14 protein-coding genes are annotated in these 16,422 nt (G+C 71.5%); 11 read left to right on the forward strand and 3 right to left on the reverse strand.

Annotation, left to right across the window (positions count from 1 at the left end; genetic code table 11):
- Positions 1 to 61: 61 nt before the first annotated feature.
- From DEJ14_RS05280 to DEJ14_RS05325, 10 genes are all read left to right on the forward strand, one after another.
- Complete coding sequence (locus tag DEJ14_RS05280) at positions 62 to 1,219, forward strand: extracellular solute-binding protein (protein ID WP_111086813.1); 1,158 nt, start codon at positions 62 to 64, stop codon at positions 1,217 to 1,219.
- Complete coding sequence (locus DEJ14_RS05285) at positions 1,216 to 2,256, forward strand: ABC transporter permease (RefSeq protein ID WP_111086814.1); 1,041 nt, start codon at positions 1,216 to 1,218, stop codon at positions 2,254 to 2,256. The genes DEJ14_RS05280 and DEJ14_RS05285 overlap by 4 nt, the downstream gene beginning before the upstream one ends.
- Positions 2,253 to 3,065 carry an ABC transporter permease gene (locus DEJ14_RS05290; RefSeq protein ID WP_111086815.1) on the forward strand — a complete coding sequence of 271 codons (813 nt, stop codon included), beginning with the start codon at positions 2,253 to 2,255 and terminating at the stop codon, positions 3,063 to 3,065. The genes DEJ14_RS05285 and DEJ14_RS05290 overlap by 4 nt, the downstream gene beginning before the upstream one ends.
- A gap of 44 nt (positions 3,066 to 3,109) precedes the next feature.
- A complete protein-coding gene (locus DEJ14_RS05295) occupies positions 3,110 to 4,186 on the forward strand; it encodes an ABC transporter ATP-binding protein (protein WP_258373396.1) in 1,077 nt (358 codons plus the stop codon).
- Between the two features lie 62 nt (positions 4,187 to 4,248).
- Positions 4,249 to 5,781: an inositol monophosphatase family protein gene (locus DEJ14_RS05300; protein ID WP_181437659.1), complete on the forward strand. Its 1,533-nt coding sequence runs from the start codon at positions 4,249 to 4,251 to the stop codon at positions 5,779 to 5,781.
- A 137-nt stretch (positions 5,782 to 5,918) separates the two neighbouring features.
- The gene (locus DEJ14_RS05305; protein ID WP_258373397.1) at positions 5,919 to 6,752 is read left to right on the forward strand and encodes a hypothetical protein; all 834 of its coding nucleotides are present in this window, start codon (positions 5,919 to 5,921) and stop codon (positions 6,750 to 6,752) included.
- Between the two features lie 57 nt (positions 6,753 to 6,809).
- Positions 6,810 to 7,811: an ATP-binding cassette domain-containing protein gene (locus DEJ14_RS05310; protein WP_111086818.1), complete on the forward strand. Its 1,002-nt coding sequence runs from the start codon at positions 6,810 to 6,812 to the stop codon at positions 7,809 to 7,811.
- The gene (locus DEJ14_RS05315) at positions 7,808 to 8,656 is read left to right on the forward strand and encodes an ABC transporter permease (protein WP_111086819.1); all 849 of its coding nucleotides are present in this window, start codon (positions 7,808 to 7,810) and stop codon (positions 8,654 to 8,656) included. The genes DEJ14_RS05310 and DEJ14_RS05315 overlap by 4 nt, the downstream gene beginning before the upstream one ends.
- A 148-nt stretch (positions 8,657 to 8,804) precedes the next feature.
- Entirely contained in the window at positions 8,805 to 10,706 is a 1,902-nt protein-coding gene (locus DEJ14_RS05320) for an APC family permease (RefSeq protein WP_258373400.1), read from the forward strand.
- Positions 10,703 to 11,671 carry a DMT family transporter gene (locus DEJ14_RS05325; RefSeq protein WP_111086821.1) on the forward strand — a complete coding sequence of 323 codons (969 nt, stop codon included), beginning with the start codon at positions 10,703 to 10,705 and terminating at the stop codon, positions 11,669 to 11,671. Before DEJ14_RS05320 ends, DEJ14_RS05325 begins: the two co-directional genes overlap by 4 nt.
- 36 nt (positions 11,672 to 11,707) lie before the next feature.
- Here DEJ14_RS05325 and DEJ14_RS05330 read toward each other — a convergent pair whose 3' ends face one another.
- Entirely contained in the window at positions 11,708 to 13,393 is a 1,686-nt protein-coding gene (locus DEJ14_RS05330) for a long-chain-fatty-acid--CoA ligase (protein ID WP_111086822.1), read from the reverse strand.
- A gap of 96 nt (positions 13,394 to 13,489) precedes the next feature.
- Between DEJ14_RS05330 and DEJ14_RS05335 the strand changes: the two genes are divergently transcribed.
- Positions 13,490 to 14,413: an oxygenase MpaB family protein gene (locus tag DEJ14_RS05335; RefSeq protein WP_111086823.1), complete on the forward strand. Its 924-nt coding sequence runs from the start codon at positions 13,490 to 13,492 to the stop codon at positions 14,411 to 14,413.
- Between the two features lie 95 nt (positions 14,414 to 14,508).
- Here DEJ14_RS05335 and DEJ14_RS05340 read toward each other — a convergent pair whose 3' ends face one another.
- A complete protein-coding gene (locus tag DEJ14_RS05340; RefSeq protein WP_111086824.1) occupies positions 14,509 to 15,519 on the reverse strand; it encodes an aldo/keto reductase in 1,011 nt (336 codons plus the stop codon).
- Entirely contained in the window at positions 15,516 to 16,082 is a 567-nt protein-coding gene (locus DEJ14_RS05345) for a TIGR03086 family metal-binding protein (protein ID WP_111086825.1), read from the reverse strand. Before DEJ14_RS05345 ends, DEJ14_RS05340 begins: the two co-directional genes overlap by 4 nt.
- Between the last annotated feature and the right edge of the window lie 340 nt (positions 16,083 to 16,422).

Raw genomic sequence — 16,422 nt, forward strand, 5'->3', positions numbered from 1 at the left:
GACCCCACCCCGCACGACCCCACCCCGCACGACCCCACCCCACGGAACAGGGAGAACCCACGTGAAGACCCGAGTCCTCGCCGGCCTCGCCATCGCGGCGGCCGCGACCGTCGCACTGTCCGGCTGCGTCCAGAGCGCCAACGCCTCGAACGCCGCAGACACGAGCGGTGGCACCACGAACCTCACGGTGTTCATCAGCGGCGACACGAACGTCCAGGACCTCTGGGACAAGTCGCTCATCCCCGCCTTCGAGAAGGCGCACCCGAAGATCCACGTGACCACGAGCATCGACCTCCACGGCGAGCACGATGCGCAGACCCAGGCGAACCTGGCCACCGCGGTCAAGGCCGGCAAGTCCGTCGCGTACGACCTGGTCGACGCCGGCTTCGTCTCCACCGCCGGCAAGGCCGGGCTCCTCAGCACGGTCAGCGACAGCACGATCCCGAACCTGAAGGACGTCCCCGAGGCCACGAAGCAGCAGGGTGGCGACAGTGCGATCCCGTACCGCGCCTCGAGCGTCCTGCTCGCGTACGACTCGAGCAAGGTGACGGACCCGCCGGAGACCCTCGACGACCTCCTCGCCTGGATCAAAGCCAACCCGGGCCAGTTCGCCTACAACTCCCCGTCGTCCGGCGGCTCCGGCGGCTCGTTCGTCGCCACGGTGCTCGCGAAGTACCTGACCGCGGATGAGCAGGAGACCATGCAGACGACGTACGACAAGTCGCTCGAGTCGAAGTGGGACAAGGGCTTCGCAGCGCTCAAGGACCTCGGCCCCTCGACGTACCAGAAGGGCGTCTACCCGAACGGCAACGACCAGGTCGTGCAGCTGCTCGGCAGCGGCCAGATCGCGATGGCGCCGGTGTGGAGCGACCAGTTCATCACCTCGCAGAAGACCGGCGTGATCCCGAAGACCGTCAAGGCGATCCAGATCACCGACCCGTCGTTCACCGGCAGCGCGAGCTTCCTCGGCCTCCCGAAGACCGAGCCGAAGGCCAAGAAGGCCGCAGCCGAGCAGCTCGCCGACTTCGTCCTGAGTTCGAAGGGGCAGCAGCTCGTCGCGAGCGCCGTCTCCGGCTACCCGGTCATCCCGCTCGACAGCCTGCCGGCGTCGGTCGCGGAGCAGTTCGCCGACGCGAACCCCTCGCAGCTGCGCCTCGGGTTCCAGAGCGACTTCGCCGCCGACATGAACGCGGCGTGGGACGCGAAGGTCCCGCAGTGACCCAGACCGTCCAGGACGGCCCGGCGACCGACCGGGAGGCCCGTGGCGACTCCGCCAGGGGCCTCCCGCCCGTCCCGTCGCCCGCCCACGGCACGGCGGACGCCGCAGGTCGGCTGTCCGTCCAGGAGCGGCTCGACCGCCGTCGGCGGTGGCAGGGCCTCGCCCTCGTCGCGGCGCCCGTCCTCGTCGTGGTCCTGTTCGTCGGCGTCCCCGTCGTCAACGCCGCCCTGTTCAGCCTCGGGTTCACCGGCGGACTGAACCAGGCGCTGGCCGACATCGGCGGCGACACCGTTCACGGGTTCTCGTTCGCGGTGTACGGCACCCTGCTCGGCAACGCCACGTTCCTGCGCGACCTCGTCGCGACGCTCGGCGTCACCGCGCTGTCGACCGGCCTGACCGTGGCGCTCGCCGTGGCGGTGGCCGTGATCCTCCGGCTCCGGGGCGGTCTCGTCGGCAAGAGCCTCAGCGTCCTCGCCGTGGTCCCGCTCTTCGTGCCGGTGGTCATCGCGAGCTGGTCGGTCCTGACGTTCACCGATGCGCAGGGCTTCCTCCGCAGCCTCGGTGCCCAGTTCGGCCTCGACGTCCCGGTGTGGGGCTACACCCTCGTCGCCGTGGTGTTCGGCAGTGTCTGGACGAGCCTGCCGTTCGCCGTGCTGATGATCGCCGGCGCGCTGCAGGGCACCCCGGACGCCCTGGTCGAGGCTGCGAAGGACGCCGGTGCGAGCACCTGGCGCGTGGTCTGGCAGGTGCTCCTGCCGATGGCGGCGACCCCGCTCGTCATCGCGACGACGTTCACCGTCATCGGGGTCCTCGGGTCGTTCACCGTGCCGTACTTCACCGGTCCGAACGCCCCGACGATGCTGGGCGTCGACATCTCGAAGTACTTCCAGGCCTACAACCGCCCGCAGCAGTCGACGGCCATGGCGTTCATCGTGTTCGCCTTCGCTGCGGCCGCGAGCGTGTTCTACCTCCGCTCGACGGTCCGGGCGAACGCCGGCGAGCTGCGGAAGCAGCAGCAGAAGCAGGAGCAGCCGTGATCAAGCGACTCACCGGGAACACCCTCGTCTGGGCCACCGCCGTCGTGCTGGCCGTCTTCGTGCTCGGTCCGCTCCTCTGGCTGGCGGCTCGTGCCTTCGCCACGACCTGGACGTACCCGAACCTGTTGCCCGACGGGTGGACGCTGCAGTGGTGGGGCACCGTGTTCGAGGACCGGAGCCTGGCGGTCGCCGTCCAGAACTCGCTCGTCCTCGCCCCGCTGACGGTCCTCATCGCCGCGGTGGTCTGCCTGCCGGCCGCGTGGGCGATCAGCCGCATCGAGTTCCCCGGGCGGCGGCTCGTCCTGGTCGGGCTGTTCGCCACGAACGCGTTCCCGAAGATGGGCCTCTTCGTCACGATGTCGGCGATGTTCACCGCGCTGAACCTCATGAACACGGTGACGGGCATCCTCATCGTGCACGTCCTCGGGTGCGTGGTGTTCATGACCTGGCTGCCCGCCGCCGCGTTCTCGGCCGTGCCGCGGTCCCTCGAGGAAGCAGCACGCGACGCCGGAGCGAGTCGCTGGCGCACCTTCTGGCGGGTGACGTTCCCGATCGCGTGGCCGGGGATCCTCGTCGCGATGGTGATGTCGTTCCTGGCGTCCTTCGACGAGGCGCAGGCCACGTACCTGGTCGGCGCCCCGACCTACATGACGATGCCGACGGCGATGTACTCGCTCGTCCTCAACTCCCCACGCCAGGTCTCCGCGGTGTTCGCGATCGCGCTGAGCATCCCGTCCGTGGTCCTGCTGCTGCTCGCCCGGAAGCACATCATGGGCGGCCGCCTGGCGGACGGCTTCCAGATCCGATGAAGCGACAGACACCGATGACCACCACCAGCACGAAAGGCGACCAGATGACGGACACGACCCTCGTCGCGGAACGCACCACGGGCCTCCCGGCCGACGGCAGCACGACCGACCAGGCCCGCGCTGGCGGACTCACCATCCGCGGACTGCGCAAGACGCTCGGCGGACGCGACGTGGTGGCGGGCATCGACCTCGACGTCGCCAAGGGCGAGCTCGTCTCCCTGCTCGGGCCGTCCGGGTGCGGCAAGACGACCACGCTCCGGATGGTGGCGGGGTTCCTGCCCGCCGACGGCGGCGTCGTGACGATGGGGGACCGCGACGTCACGTCGATCGGTCCGGAGCGTCGGCCGAGCGCGATGGTGTTCCAGAACTACGCGCTCTGGCCGCACATGACGGTGACGCAGAACGTGGCGTTCCCGCTGCGGACCCGACGCGTGCCGAAGCAGCGGGTGGCGGAGCGGGTGCGCGAGGCGCTCGAACTCGTCGGTCTGAGCCACCACGCCGGGTCGAAGCCGACGGCGATCTCGGGCGGTGAACAGCAGCGGGTCGCCCTGGCGCGGGCGATCGTCCAGGAGCCCGACGTGCTGCTCCTCGACGAGCCGCTGTCGAACCTCGACGCGAAGCTCCGGGTGAGCGTCCGCGACGAGATCCGGCGCATCCAGCAGCGCCTCGGCATCACGACCGTGATCGTCACGCACGACCAGGACGAAGCGCTCAGCATCTCGGACCGGATCGCCGTCATGCACGACGGCCGCATCGAGCAGATCGCGACCCCCACCGAGCTGTACGCCCGCCCCGCCACCGGGTTCGTCGCGTCGTTCATCGGGTCGACGAGCCCCGTCACCGGCCGGTTCCTCGCCGGCACGTCGGTCAGCCCCACCGTGGCGGACACGGTCCTCATCCGACCCGAGCAGGTCGTGCTCACCGACGACTCGCCGATCCGTGCGACCGTCGCCCGCGTGCTGATGCGCGGGCACTTCGCCGAGGTGGTGCTGGCCGCCGACGGCACCGAGCTCCGCGCGTTCGTCACCGGAGCACCCCCGACGATCGGCACCGAGACCGGGGTCCGCCTCGGCGAGGTGCTCGTCTACCGCGACGGCGCGCTGCTCGGGGGTGCGCGATGAGCGCCCCGGTGTCGGCACCCGCAGACCAAGTGGTCGCCACCAGCCCGGCCGGGAGGCCCGGCGTGCGTCCGCCACGGCTCGCCGCCCACCGCGGTGCGCCGCGCGTCCGGCGCGAGAACACCCTGCCCGCCATCGCGGTCGCCGAGGCGCTCGGCGCCGAGGTCATCGAGGTCGACGTCCGTCGCACGGCCGACGACGTCGCCGTCCTGCTGCACGACGAGACCCTCGGCCGGATGTGGGGCGATGCCCGACGGGTGTCCGACGTCGCGTGGTGCGACGTCGCCCGGCTCGGCAACGGCCTCGACCGGATCCCGCGGCTCGACGCCGCCCTCGAACGGCTCGACGGCTGCCACTCGGTGCTGCTGGTCGACCTGACGGACGCGGCCGACGGACTCGTCGCTGCCCGCACCGTCGCGGGGTCCACCGCGTCCACCACCGTGGCGTGGTGCGGTGCGCCGGCGGCGATGGCGGCGGTCCGTTCGGTGCTGCCCGACGCCGACGTGTGGCTCGCATGGGAGTCGCTCGACCCGCCCACTCCGGCCGACCTCGAGGCGTTGACCCCGTCCACCCTGAACCTCGACATCGCGTTCCTCACCCCGCGCACGATCGAGGCCGCGCACGCCCTGGGGCTGCGGGTCGCCGTCTGGACCGTCGACGAGGCCGAGCCAGCGCTCTGGGCGGCACGGCTCGGCGTCGACTCGATCACCACGAACGACGTCGGTGCGATCGGCGCCGCGCTGTCGTCGGCGGAGCGGGACGGCTGGCCGGAACGGGACCGCGAACCGACCGAGACCGAGGTCGCCTCGCGCGCCCAAGCCCTGGCGCACCGCATCGCGCACGAGGTCATCGCGTTCACCCGCGAGCACCCCGTCAGCGAGGTGCGGACCAAGGCGAACCCCGCAGACCTCGTCACCGATGTGGACCGTCTGGTCGAACAGCACGTCCGGTCCCGCGTCCGGATGGCGTTCCCGACGCACGGGTTCACCGGCGAGGAGTACGGCGACGCACCCGGCGACCGGCACCGCTGGTACCTGGACCCCGTCGACGGCACCACGAACCTGGCGAACGGCGTGCCCTGGACGTCGATGTCGCTCTGCCTGACCCGCGGTGGCCGTCCGCTCGTCGGGGTCGTCGCCGACCCGTGGCGGGGCGAGGTCCTCGAGGCGCGGCGCGGACGCGGTGCCACCCTGCGCGACCGTCCGCTGCAGCTGGACGACACCCCGCGGCCGCTCGCCGGGGCGGTCGTCGGCACCGAGCTCGACGGGCACCGGCCGTGGCCCGGGTTCGGCGCGTTCCTCGACGCCCTGGCCGACCGGTCGTGCACGCTGCGGGTACAGGGCTCCGGCACGTTGACCATCGCGCAGGTCGCGGCAGGCCGGGGGATCGGCGGGTGCGTGTCGGCGTTCAACCCGGTCGACCACGGGGCCGCCGTGCTGCTCGTGCACGAGGCCGGCGGGATCGTGCTGACCCGCTCCGGCCCGGTCGAGGGCTTCCCGCCCGTGGGCGAGCCGTTCCTGGTGGCGCACCCCGGGGCCGCGGACGAGCTGCACGCGGTGTGGACGGCCGCGCTCGCCGCGGGCGCGGCGGCGGGCTGAGCTGGCGCGCGGCCGGGCGCGGCCGGCGCACGGCTGACTCTGAGCGGGCGCTCAGTCAGCGGCCGACCCCGCTCCATAGGGTGGCAGGCCACGGGCGTTCCGACCGGATCACCCGTGCACCTGAAGGAGCATCGACCATGGGATTCCTCGACCGCCTGCTCGGACGTCCGGACCGCGATCGCACCGGTGACGCGCAGCAGTACGACGCGCAGCAGAACCAGTGGGGGCAGCCACAGCAACCGCAGCAGCAGGGCTACCGGTACGGCCAGCAGTCGTACCACCAGCCCGCGCCGACGGGGGTGCCGGCCGGGCAGCAGCAGAGCGGCCAGTACGGCGTGCCGCAGAGGGGCGGCGCACCCGCGCAGCAGCAGGGCGCGACGACCGACGACGAGCGCGCGGTGGAGCGGTACCGCTACCTGCTCCGCACGGCGCCGCCCGAGCGCATCGAAGAGGTGCACGCCGAGGCGTTCGCGAAGCTGACCGACGAACAGCGCCGCATGGTCTACGACGAGTTCACCCGCACGGCGCCTCCCGGCGAGGCCCCTCGCGGCGACGACCCCCGCTCGCTCGCGCAGTCGGCGACGCGGTCCGAGATCCGCCAGCCGGGCTTCATGGAGCGCTCGCTCGGTGGCGTCGGCGGTGGCGTCGGCGGTGCTGGCCGCTTCGGCGGGCAGCGCGGCGGACCGTCGTTCGGCAGCATGATCGGTGCCTCGATCCTCGGCACCGTGGCCGGCTACGTCATCGGTTCGGCCATCATGAGCGCCTTCCTACCGGACCCCGGATCGTTCGATGGCGGTACTGACGCTGCGGGCGACGGTGGTTCGGAGGACACTGGAGCCGACTCCGGTGACGGCGGTGCGTCCGACGGTGGCGCGTCCGACGGCGGCGGGTTCGAGAGCGCGGGCTGGGACGACAGCGGATCCGACTTCGGCGGTGGTTCCAGCGACTTCGGTGGTGACTTCGGCATATGAGTGACGGCCGTCGCTCCACCGGACCCCGGTACCCACCGTGTCCGACGAAGGAGCGACATGGCCATCATCGAAGCCTCCGGGCTGACCAAGACCTACCGGTCGAAGTCCGGACCGGTGCACGCACTGGCCGGACTCGACCTGTCCGTGCCGCGGGGCACCGTGAAGGCACTGCTCGGGCCGAACGGCGCGGGCAAGACCACGACCGTGAAGGTGCTCACCACCCTCATCACCCCGGACTCCGGGACGGCCACGATCGACGGCATCGACGTGATCGCCGATCCGCAGGCCACCCGGCGGTCCATCGGGGTGTCCGGGCAGTACGCCGCGGTGGACGAGAACCTGACCGGCTTCGAGAACCTCGAGATGATCGGGCGGCTCTACCACCTGGGCCGGAAGACGTCGCGGGAGCGTGCCCGTGAGCTCATCGACGTGTTCGACCTCGCCGAGGCCGGGGACCGCCCGGTGAAGGGCTTCTCCGGTGGCATGCGGCGACGGATCGACCTCGCCGGCGCCCTCGTGATGAACCCGCGCGTGCTGTTCCTCGACGAGCCGACCACGGGCCTCGACCCCCGCAGCCGGCTGGCGCTCTGGGGCATCATCGAGGACCTGGTGGCCCAGGGCGCCACGGTCCTGCTCACCACGCAGTACCTCGAAGAAGCGGATCGGCTCGCCGACGACATCGCGGTCATCGACGACGGCCGGGTCATCGCCGAGGGCACCGCCGACCACCTCAAGGCGCAGGTCGGCGGCCACCGGGTCGTCGTGACGCTGGTGGACGAGACCGACGGTGACGCCGTGACGACCGTCCTGCGGCGGTACGGCGTCGGCGACGTCGAGGCCTCTGGTGACGGCCGCACCCACGCCATCGCGGTCGAGGCCGGCCCCACCGCGCTGCAACGGGTGCTCGCCGACCTCGGCGACGCCGGCATCGAGCTGCACGACGCAGGCATGCGCCGACCGACCCTCGACGACGTGTTCCTGCGGCTCACCGGTCACGCCGCGACGGAGGACGAGGCCGACGGGGCCGCCGCCACCAAGCAGAAGGAGACGGCCCGATGACCGCCACCACCATCGCGCCGGGTCGGCAGCTGCCCGTCGTCGTCACCTCGCCGGTCGCCATCTGGCTCGAGGACGGCTGGACCGTCACCAAGCGGAACCTCATCAAGATCAAGCGGTCGCCGGACATGCTCGTGTTCGCCGTGCTCCAGCCCATCATGTTCGTCCTGCTCTTCAGCCAGGTCTACGGCGGCGCGATCGCGGTCGAGGGCACCGACTACACGCAGTTCCTGATGGCGGGGATCTTCGCGCAGACCGTCGTCTTCGGGGCGACCTTCTCGGGGTCGGCGATGGCGCAGGACCTGAAGGAAGGCCTGATCGACCGGTTCCGCACGCTGCCGATGTCGGCGTCCGCGGTGCTCGTCGGCCGGACCAACTCCGACCTCGTGCTCAACTCGATCTCGATGGCGATCATGATGCTCACCGGACTGGCCGTCGGGTGGCGGGTGAACTCGTCGCCGCTCGAGTTCCTGGCCGGCATCGCCCTGCTGCTGCTGTTCAGCTACGCGTTCAGCTGGGTGATGGCGCTGCTCGGCATGAGCGTCAAGACGCCGGAGGTCATCAACAACGCCTCGTTCATGATCCTGTTCCCGCTGACGTTCATCTCGAACGCCTTCGTGCCGAGCGACACGCTGCCCCTGGTGCTGCGGGTGTTCGCGGAGTGGAACCCGGTGTCGTCACTCGTGCAGGCGGCCCGTGAACTCTTCGGCAACGTCGGGTCGGCGCCGGTGCCGGACATCTGGACGATGCAGCACCCGATCGTGACGGTGCTGATCGGGATCGCCGTGATGCTCGTCGTGTTCGTGCCGTGGGCCGTGAACAAGTACACCAGGATCAGCGCGAAGTAGCAGTCCTCCACAGGGGCCGTCCGGGTGCGCGCGTGCGTCACCCGGACGGCTTAGCATCGTCCACGTGACCGCGACAGACGCCGAGCGGGCCGCCCAGCGCGACGCCACCGAGCCACCCCTCGACCGCAGCACCCGACTGCGTCGCTGGATGCTGCAGGGCGCCCACCAGGGGGCATCCCACCAGGGTCCGCACCAGGTCGAGGTCGAGAAGACCCACCCGTGGTGGCGGGTCATGTGCCTGACCGGCGTCGACTACTTCTCGACCCTCGGGTACCAGCCGGCGATCGCGGCGCTCGCCGCCGGCCTGCTGTCGCCGATCGCCACGATCGTGCTCGTGCTCGTCACGCTGTTCGGGGCGCTGCCGGTGTACCGCCGGGTCGCGAGCGACAGCTTCCGCGGTGCCGGGTCGATCATGATGCTCGAGAAGCTCCTGCCGTGGTGGGCCGGCAAGCTCCTGGTGCTCGTCCTGCTCGGGTTCGCCGTCACCGACTTCATGATCACGATGACACTGTCGGCGGCAGACGCCACGGCGCACATCGCCGAGAACCCGTACACGCCGCACTGGTTCACCGAGATCCCCGTCCCGCTCACCCTCGCGCTGCTGCTGTTGCTCGGCGTGGTGTTCCTCCGCGGGTTCAAGGAGGCGATCGGCATCGCCGTCGGCCTCGTCGCGGTGTTCCTCGCGCTCAACGCCGTCGTCGTGGTGGTCGCGCTCTGGCACGTGTTCGAGCACCCGATGGTCGCCAGTGACTGGTGGTCCGGGCTCACGGCGCAGCACAGCAACCCCCTCGTGATGGTCGGCATCGCGCTCATCGTGTTCCCGAAGCTCGCCCTTGGCCTGTCCGGGTTCGAGACCGGCGTCGCGGTGATGCCGCAGGTGCGCGGCGACGCGTCGGACGACACGAGTGCCCGGCCCGAGGGTCGGATCCGCGGCACGAAGCGGCTCCTGACCGTCGCAGCCGTGATCATGAGCTCGTTCCTGATCACCTCGTCGATCGCGACGACGTTCCTCATCCCGCAGCACGAGTTCCAGCCGGGCGGCGGTGCGAACGGGCGGGCCCTGGCCTTCCTGGCGCACCAGTACCTCGGCGGGGTGTTCGGGTCGATCTACGACTTCTCGACCGTCGCGATCCTGTGGTTCGCCGGCGCGAGCGCGATGGCCGGCCTGCTCAACCTGGTGCCGCGGTTCCTGCCCCGCTACGGCATGGCGCCGCAGTGGGCGCGGGCGACCCGGCCCCTCGTCATCATCTTCACGCTCATCGCCTTCCTGATCACGATCGTGTTCCGCGCGAACGTCGACGCCCAGGGCGGGGCGTACGCCACCGGCGTGCTCGTCCTGATCACGAGCGCCGCGGTCGCGGTCACCCTGTCGGCCCGTCGCCGGCAGCAGAAGAAGCGGACCATCGCGTTCGGGGTCATCTCCGTCGTGTTCGTCTACACGACGGTCGCGAACGTCATCGAGCGGCCCGACGGCGTCCGGATCGCGGCGATCTTCATCATCGCCATCGTCGTGGTGTCGCTCGTCTCACGGGTGCGCCGGTCGTTCGAGCTCCGCGCGTCGTCGATCGAGCTGGACGCGACGGCCCGGCAGTTCGTCGAGGCGGACGCCGACCAGTTCAGCGCGGTCTGCATCATCGCGAACGAGCCGGGTGCCGGCACCGCCGAGGCGTACCGGGCGAAGGGGCGCGAGGAACGGCGCGACTCCGGCATCCCGGCGCGCGTCCCGACGATGTTCCTCGAGGTGCTGCCCGCCGACTCGTCCGACTTCGAAGAGGACCTGCTGGTCGAGGGGCACGTCGTGCACGGACACCGTGTGCTCCGGGTCCGGTCCGGCAACGTGCCGAACACCATCGCCTCGACCCTGCTCGCGATCCGCGACACCGCCGGGGTCGTCCCGAGCATCTACTTCGAGTGGAACGAGGGCAGCCCGATCCGGAACGCCCTGCGGTTCGTGTTCACCGGTGCCGGTGACGTCGCGCCCGTCACGCGCGAGGTCCTGCGCGAAGCCGAGCCGGACGTCCACCGCCGGCCGTCCATCCACGTCTCGTGACGGGTCCCGCCAGCGCGCGCCGGGTCCCGACGCCCGCCGGTGGGCTCGCTGCGGTCGTCGTCGCCGCCGCGGTCTGGGGGACCACCGGCACCGCGACGCACTTCGCCCCCGGCGTCCCCGCCTTCGTCTTCGGCGCCGTCACGTTCGGGATCGGTGGTCTCGTGCTCGCCGCCCTGGCCGGACGTGGCACGCTCCGCGCCGTCGCCGAGCGCCGCACGCGGGGGTGGGCACTGCTCGGCGCGGCCGCGCTCGTCGTCTACGCGGTCGCCTTCTACGCGGCCCTCGCCGACGCCGGTGTCGCCCTCGGCACCACCATCGCCATCGGGTCGTCACCCGTGTTCGCGGGGCTCGTGGAGTGGGTGTCGGACAGGAGGCCCGTCACCGGCAGGTGGATCGTCGCCACCCTGGTGAGCGTGGCCGGCATGGTCGTCGTGACCCTGGCGCGGTCGGAGCACGACGGCGGTGGTGGTGCGCTCGCGCTCGGGATCGCCAGTGCCCTGCTCGCCGGACTCACCTACGCGCTGTACTCGTGGGCGGTGGCGCGGGGACTGCACGCGGCTGCCGGGGCGGTGTCGGTACCCGGCGGGCCCGGGGTCGAAGCCGTCGTGGCGGGGCTGCCGAACGGCCGTGGGCTCGTCGGCGCCGTGTTCGGGATCGCTGCCGTGCCGCTCGTCGTGCTCGTGGTCGTCGCCGGCGCACCGTACCTCGGCGAGGGCGGCAACTGGCCGGTGTTCCTGTACCTGGCCCTGGTGCCCACGGTCCTCGGCCACTCGCTGTACGCCGTCGGGTCGCGGTCCGTCGGTGCCTCGGTCGCGACCCTGGTGTCCTTGCTCGAGCCCGTGGTCGCGGCGGTGCTCGCCGTGCTCGTCGTCGGGGAGCACCTCGGCACGACGGGGTGGGTCGGCATCGCGCTCGTGGTGGCCGGGCTCGCCGTGCTCGCGGTGCCGGGGCGACGCCTGCGCTGACGCGCGGCGAGCACTGACGACGTCAGCCGTCAGCCGTCAGTCGTCGGCGAGGATCTGGTCCCGCACCTTCCGCCGCAGCACCTTGCCGATCATCGAGCGCGGCAGGTCCTCGACCACGACGACCCGACGTGGCACCTTGTACGCCGCCAGCTGGTCACGCGCCCACGCCCGCAGCGCCGCGGCGTCGAACGAGGACGGGTCCTTCGGCACGACGGCGGCGACGACCTGCTCGTTACCGCCCTGCGTGATGCCGACGACCGCGACCTCCTTGACGCTCGGGTGCTTGAGCAGGGCGTCCTCGACCTCGGACGGCGACACGTTGAAGCCGCCCGTGATGATGAGCTCCTTCAGGCGGTCGACGATCCGGACGTAGCCGTCGGCGCCGATCGCCACGATGTCGCCGGTGCGGAACCAGCCGTCGGGGGTGAAGACCTCGTCCGTTGCCTCGGCCTTGCCCCAGTAGCCGCGGAACACCTGTGGCCCTCGGACCTGCAGTTCACCGGGCTCGTCGACGCCGAGGACCTTCGTGCTGTCGTCGGGGTCGACCACGCGGGCTTCGGTGGACGACAACGGCAGACCGATGGAGCCGAGGCGACGCTCCGGGGACACCGGGTTGGCCATCAGCACGGGGGAGCACTCGGACAGCCCGTAGCCCTCGACCAGGTACCCGCCGGTCCGGGCTTCCCACGGTTCGACGATGTCCTGCGACAGCGGCATGGCGCCCGAGATGCCGATCTCGATGCCCTCGAGCGAGACCTTCGCCGAGTCGGCGGCGTGCTGCAGTCGGGCGTAGATCGGCGGGACGGCCGGCAGGAACGTCGGCGGGTGCTTCTTGATCGCGGTGAGCACGAGCGCCGGGTCGAACGTCGGGAACAGCACGAGCCGCGAGGCCATGCTCATCGCGAAGGTCAGGCACAGCGTGAGGCCGTAGGCGTGGAACATCGGCAGCACCGCGTACACGACGTTGTCGCCCCGACGGATCTGCGGCACCCAGGCGCGGGCCTGTGCGGCGTTCGCCAGCAGGTTCCGGTGCGTCAGCACGGCACCCTTCGGCGTGCCGGTGGTGCCCGAGGTGTACTGGATCAGGGCGACGTCGTCCGTCGACGGGCGCGGGTGTCGCTTCGACAGCTTGCGGGTGCCGACCAGGTCGTCCCACTTCGTCGTGCCGCGCACCGCGGTGGTGAGCTTCGCGCGCGACTCGCGGGCCTTCGCCACCGGCAGGGCCAGTGCGAGCCGGGTGCTGCGGGGCATCGCGCGGGTCAGGTCGACCGACACGATCGCGTCGAGCTTCACGTCGGTGGGGAAGTCCTGCAGCGTCGCGACGGACTTGTCCCAGGCGATCGCGACCTTGGCGCCGTGGTCCTCGAACTGGTGGCGGAGCTCGCGCGGCGTGTACAGCGGGTTGTGCTCGACCACGATCGCGCCGAGGCGCAGGACCGCGTAGAACGCCACGATGTGCTGCGGGCAGTTCGGCAGCACGATCGCGACCCGGTCGCCGGCGCCGACGCCGAGCTTGCGGAGCCCGTTCGCCGCGCGGAGGATCTGCTCCTGCAGGTCGGCGTAGCTGGTGGTCCGCTTGAAGAACTCGAGCGCGACCCTGCCCGGGAACCGTCGTGCAGATTCCTCGACCAGGTCGATCAGGGAACCGTGCTGTTCCTCGATGTCGTGCGGGACCCCCGAGGCGTACGAGGCAAGCCAGGGACGAGGCGTGTCGATGCTCACGCGTCCCAACCTAGCGGGCCACCCCCGCGCCCGCTGAGAGGCGTCGGGGTGCACGAAGCCGAGCGCGCTCCCAGGGGGCGGACGGACGATGACGCCATGCCCTCCGTCTCCGATGCCTTCCGCTCCCGCCTCAACGACACGTTCACCGGTGGGGCGACGAGCAAGCCGGAGTGGATCGACGAACTCGAGGACGGCGCCGACGCCGGCTTCTTCGGCCCCGGCTCCGCGACGTGGGCGGTGCACGGCGGCAAGCAGACGATCGTCGCCGGGGTCCGCGCACTCCTCGTCCAGGCCCTGCACCCGGGAGCCCTCGCCGGCGTCGCCGACCACTCCCGCTACCGCGAGGACCCGTTCGGCCGACTCGCCGGCACCATCCGGTGGATCTACACGGTCTCGCACGGCGACACCGCGACCGCCCGTGGTGCGAGCGAGTGGGTGCTGCGCCTGCACGAGCGGGTTCGCGGCCAGTACGTCGACGGCCACGGCATCGCACGCGACTACGCGGCGAACGACCCCGACGTGGCCCGCTGGGTGCACCTCGCCTTCACCGACGCGTTCCTCCGGGCCGCGCAGCGCTGGGGCGGCCCGATCCCCGGCGGTGCCGACGCCTACGTCCGCGAGTGGGCGATCGCCGGCCGGCTCATGCGCGTCGAGGACGCCCCGGAGTCCGAGGCCGAGCTCCGCGCCCAGATGGACGGGTACCTCGACCGCGGCGAACTCGCGGTCACGGCCCGCACCCGCGACGTCGTCAAGTTCATCAAGAACCCGCCGCTCGCGCTGATGCTGCGGCCCGGCTACCAGGCGCTGTTCCAGGGGGCCGTCTCGACGCTCGACCCCCGCCACCGCTCGATGCTCGGCCTGCGGGCGCCCGCGATCGGCCCCGTCGAACTGCCCGTCGGCCGGGCGACCGGACTCGTGCTCGACGGGATCGGCGGGGTGCTCGGCAACCAGACGGGCACCGAGCGCGCTGCGCTCGTGCGCATCGCGCGCCTCGAACGCGAGCGCGGCGCCGTCGCCTGACCCGACGGCGTGTCACGTGCACGAGACGCGACCACAAGCGGACGGGAGGCCCGTGACCAGCTGGCCACGGCCCTCCCGTCCGCCTGGTGGGGGCGTCAGAAACCGGACGGCACCCGGGGCGTGTACGCGGACTCGAGTCGCGTCACCTCGTCGTCGGTCAGCGTGATCGCGGCGGCCGCGACCGCGTCGTCGATGTGGTGCTCCTTCGTCGCACCGACGATCGGCGCGCTCACCGCGGGCTTGCCCGCGACCCACGCGAGGGCGATCTGCGCCATGCTCACGCCGCGGTCACTCGCAATGGACTCGACGGCGCCCACGATCGCGCGGTTCGCGTCCTCGTCCTGGCGGTAGAGCGTCTTGCCGAACTCGTCGGTGCTCGCGCGCGAACCGGAGCCGTCGGCGTCCCACGGCCGGGTGACCTTGCCGCGGGCGAGGGGGCTCCACGGGATCACGCCGACGCCGGTCGCGTGCGCGAAGGGGTGCATCTCGCGTTCTTCCTCGCGTTCGAGCAGGTTGTACTGGTCCTGCATGCTGACGAAGCGGGTCCAACCGTGCAGGTCGGCGACGTGCTGCATCTGCGCGAACTGCCACGTCCACATGCTGCTCGCGCCGAGGTAGCGGGCCTTGCCGGCCTTGACGACGTCGTGCAGCGCCTCCATCGTCTCCTCGATCGGGGTCACCGGGTCGAAGCGGTGGATCTGGTACAGGTCGACGTAGTCGGTGCCGAGTCGGGTCAGCGAGGCGTCGATCTCGTGCATGATCGCGGCGCGGGAGAGCCCTGCGCCGTTCCGACCAGGGCGCATCCGGTTGAACACCTTGGTGAGGACCTGGACGTCCTCGCGCGGGGCGAGCTCCTTGAGGAGCGTGCCGGTGATCTCCTCGCTGGAGCCGTCGGAGTACACGTTCGCCGTGTCGAAGGTGGTGATGCCGGCGTCGAACGCGCGACGGACGAAGGGGCGAGCCTCGTCGATGCCGACGCTCCACGCGTGCGAGCCGCGGTCCGGGGCGCCGTAGGACATCATGCCGAGGATCACGGTGCTGATCTCGAGGCCGGAGGCGCCGAGGCGGGTGGTGGTGACTGCGTTGCTCGGTGCTGCGTTGGTCATGCGCTCACCTTGGCATCGCGGCCTGTGACGGCGAGCAGGCGGACCTGGAGCGGGGCGTCCTCGTCGACGTCGACCGGGGCGGCGTACAGACCGGTGGCCGCGAGGTCCTCGATCTGCGGCTCGAAGTACTCCCACACCGCCTGCACGAGCTCGTCCGGAAGGGACTCGTCCGTGCCGGTCGCCCGCGCCAGGTCCCACGTGTGGATGGTGATGTCGCTGGTCTGCTCGGTGAGGTACTGGCCAGCCGGCACGACGTCGGTGCTGAGGTGCACGGGGGTGTCCTGCGGGGCGTTCCGCCAGGCATCGGTCGCCGCGGTCGCGAAGCGCTGCCACTCGGAGACGAGGTCGTCGCCGATGGACTCGAGGTCGGCCTCCGCCTGGGCGTAGTCGCACCCGGTGAGGAGCTTCGGGATCCAGCGCTGCTCGTCCACCACGTGGGTGACGAGGTCGCGGGTGGTCCACTCGGAGTCGGGGGTGGCGGCGTCCCAGTCCGTCACGGCGGCGACGCGGCGGCCGAACTCGGCTGCCGCGAGGGCCTGCATCGCGATCCAGTCGGTGGCCATGGTGGTGCTCCTGTTCGTCGGGCTGGCGTGCGGTGCTTCGTGCGTGTGGTGCGGGGTGCGTGTCTCGTTGTAACTCGGAGGCTGGTGTGCGGATTCCCGTGCGTGTGGGCGTGCCCCTGTCCGCTGCCCAACGCTACGCCGCGGAGCCCGGCCGAGCGGGCGAAATGCCGCAGTCGTGCGCGTACCCACCCGACGTTTCCGCCCGTTCACGCCCGCGCGGGGGATCGGTGCGCACTGCACTTGCTCACACCGGGCGTGCCAGCGCGTGGTCCCTGGGTGAGCGGACGAAATGCCGGGGTCGAGTTCGAGATGAGGCCGGTATTTCGCCCGTTCGCCCGGT

This window comes from Curtobacterium sp. MCJR17_020 (assembly GCF_003234365.2).
In the GTDB taxonomy this organism is placed as follows: domain Bacteria; phylum Actinomycetota; class Actinomycetes; order Actinomycetales; family Microbacteriaceae; genus Curtobacterium.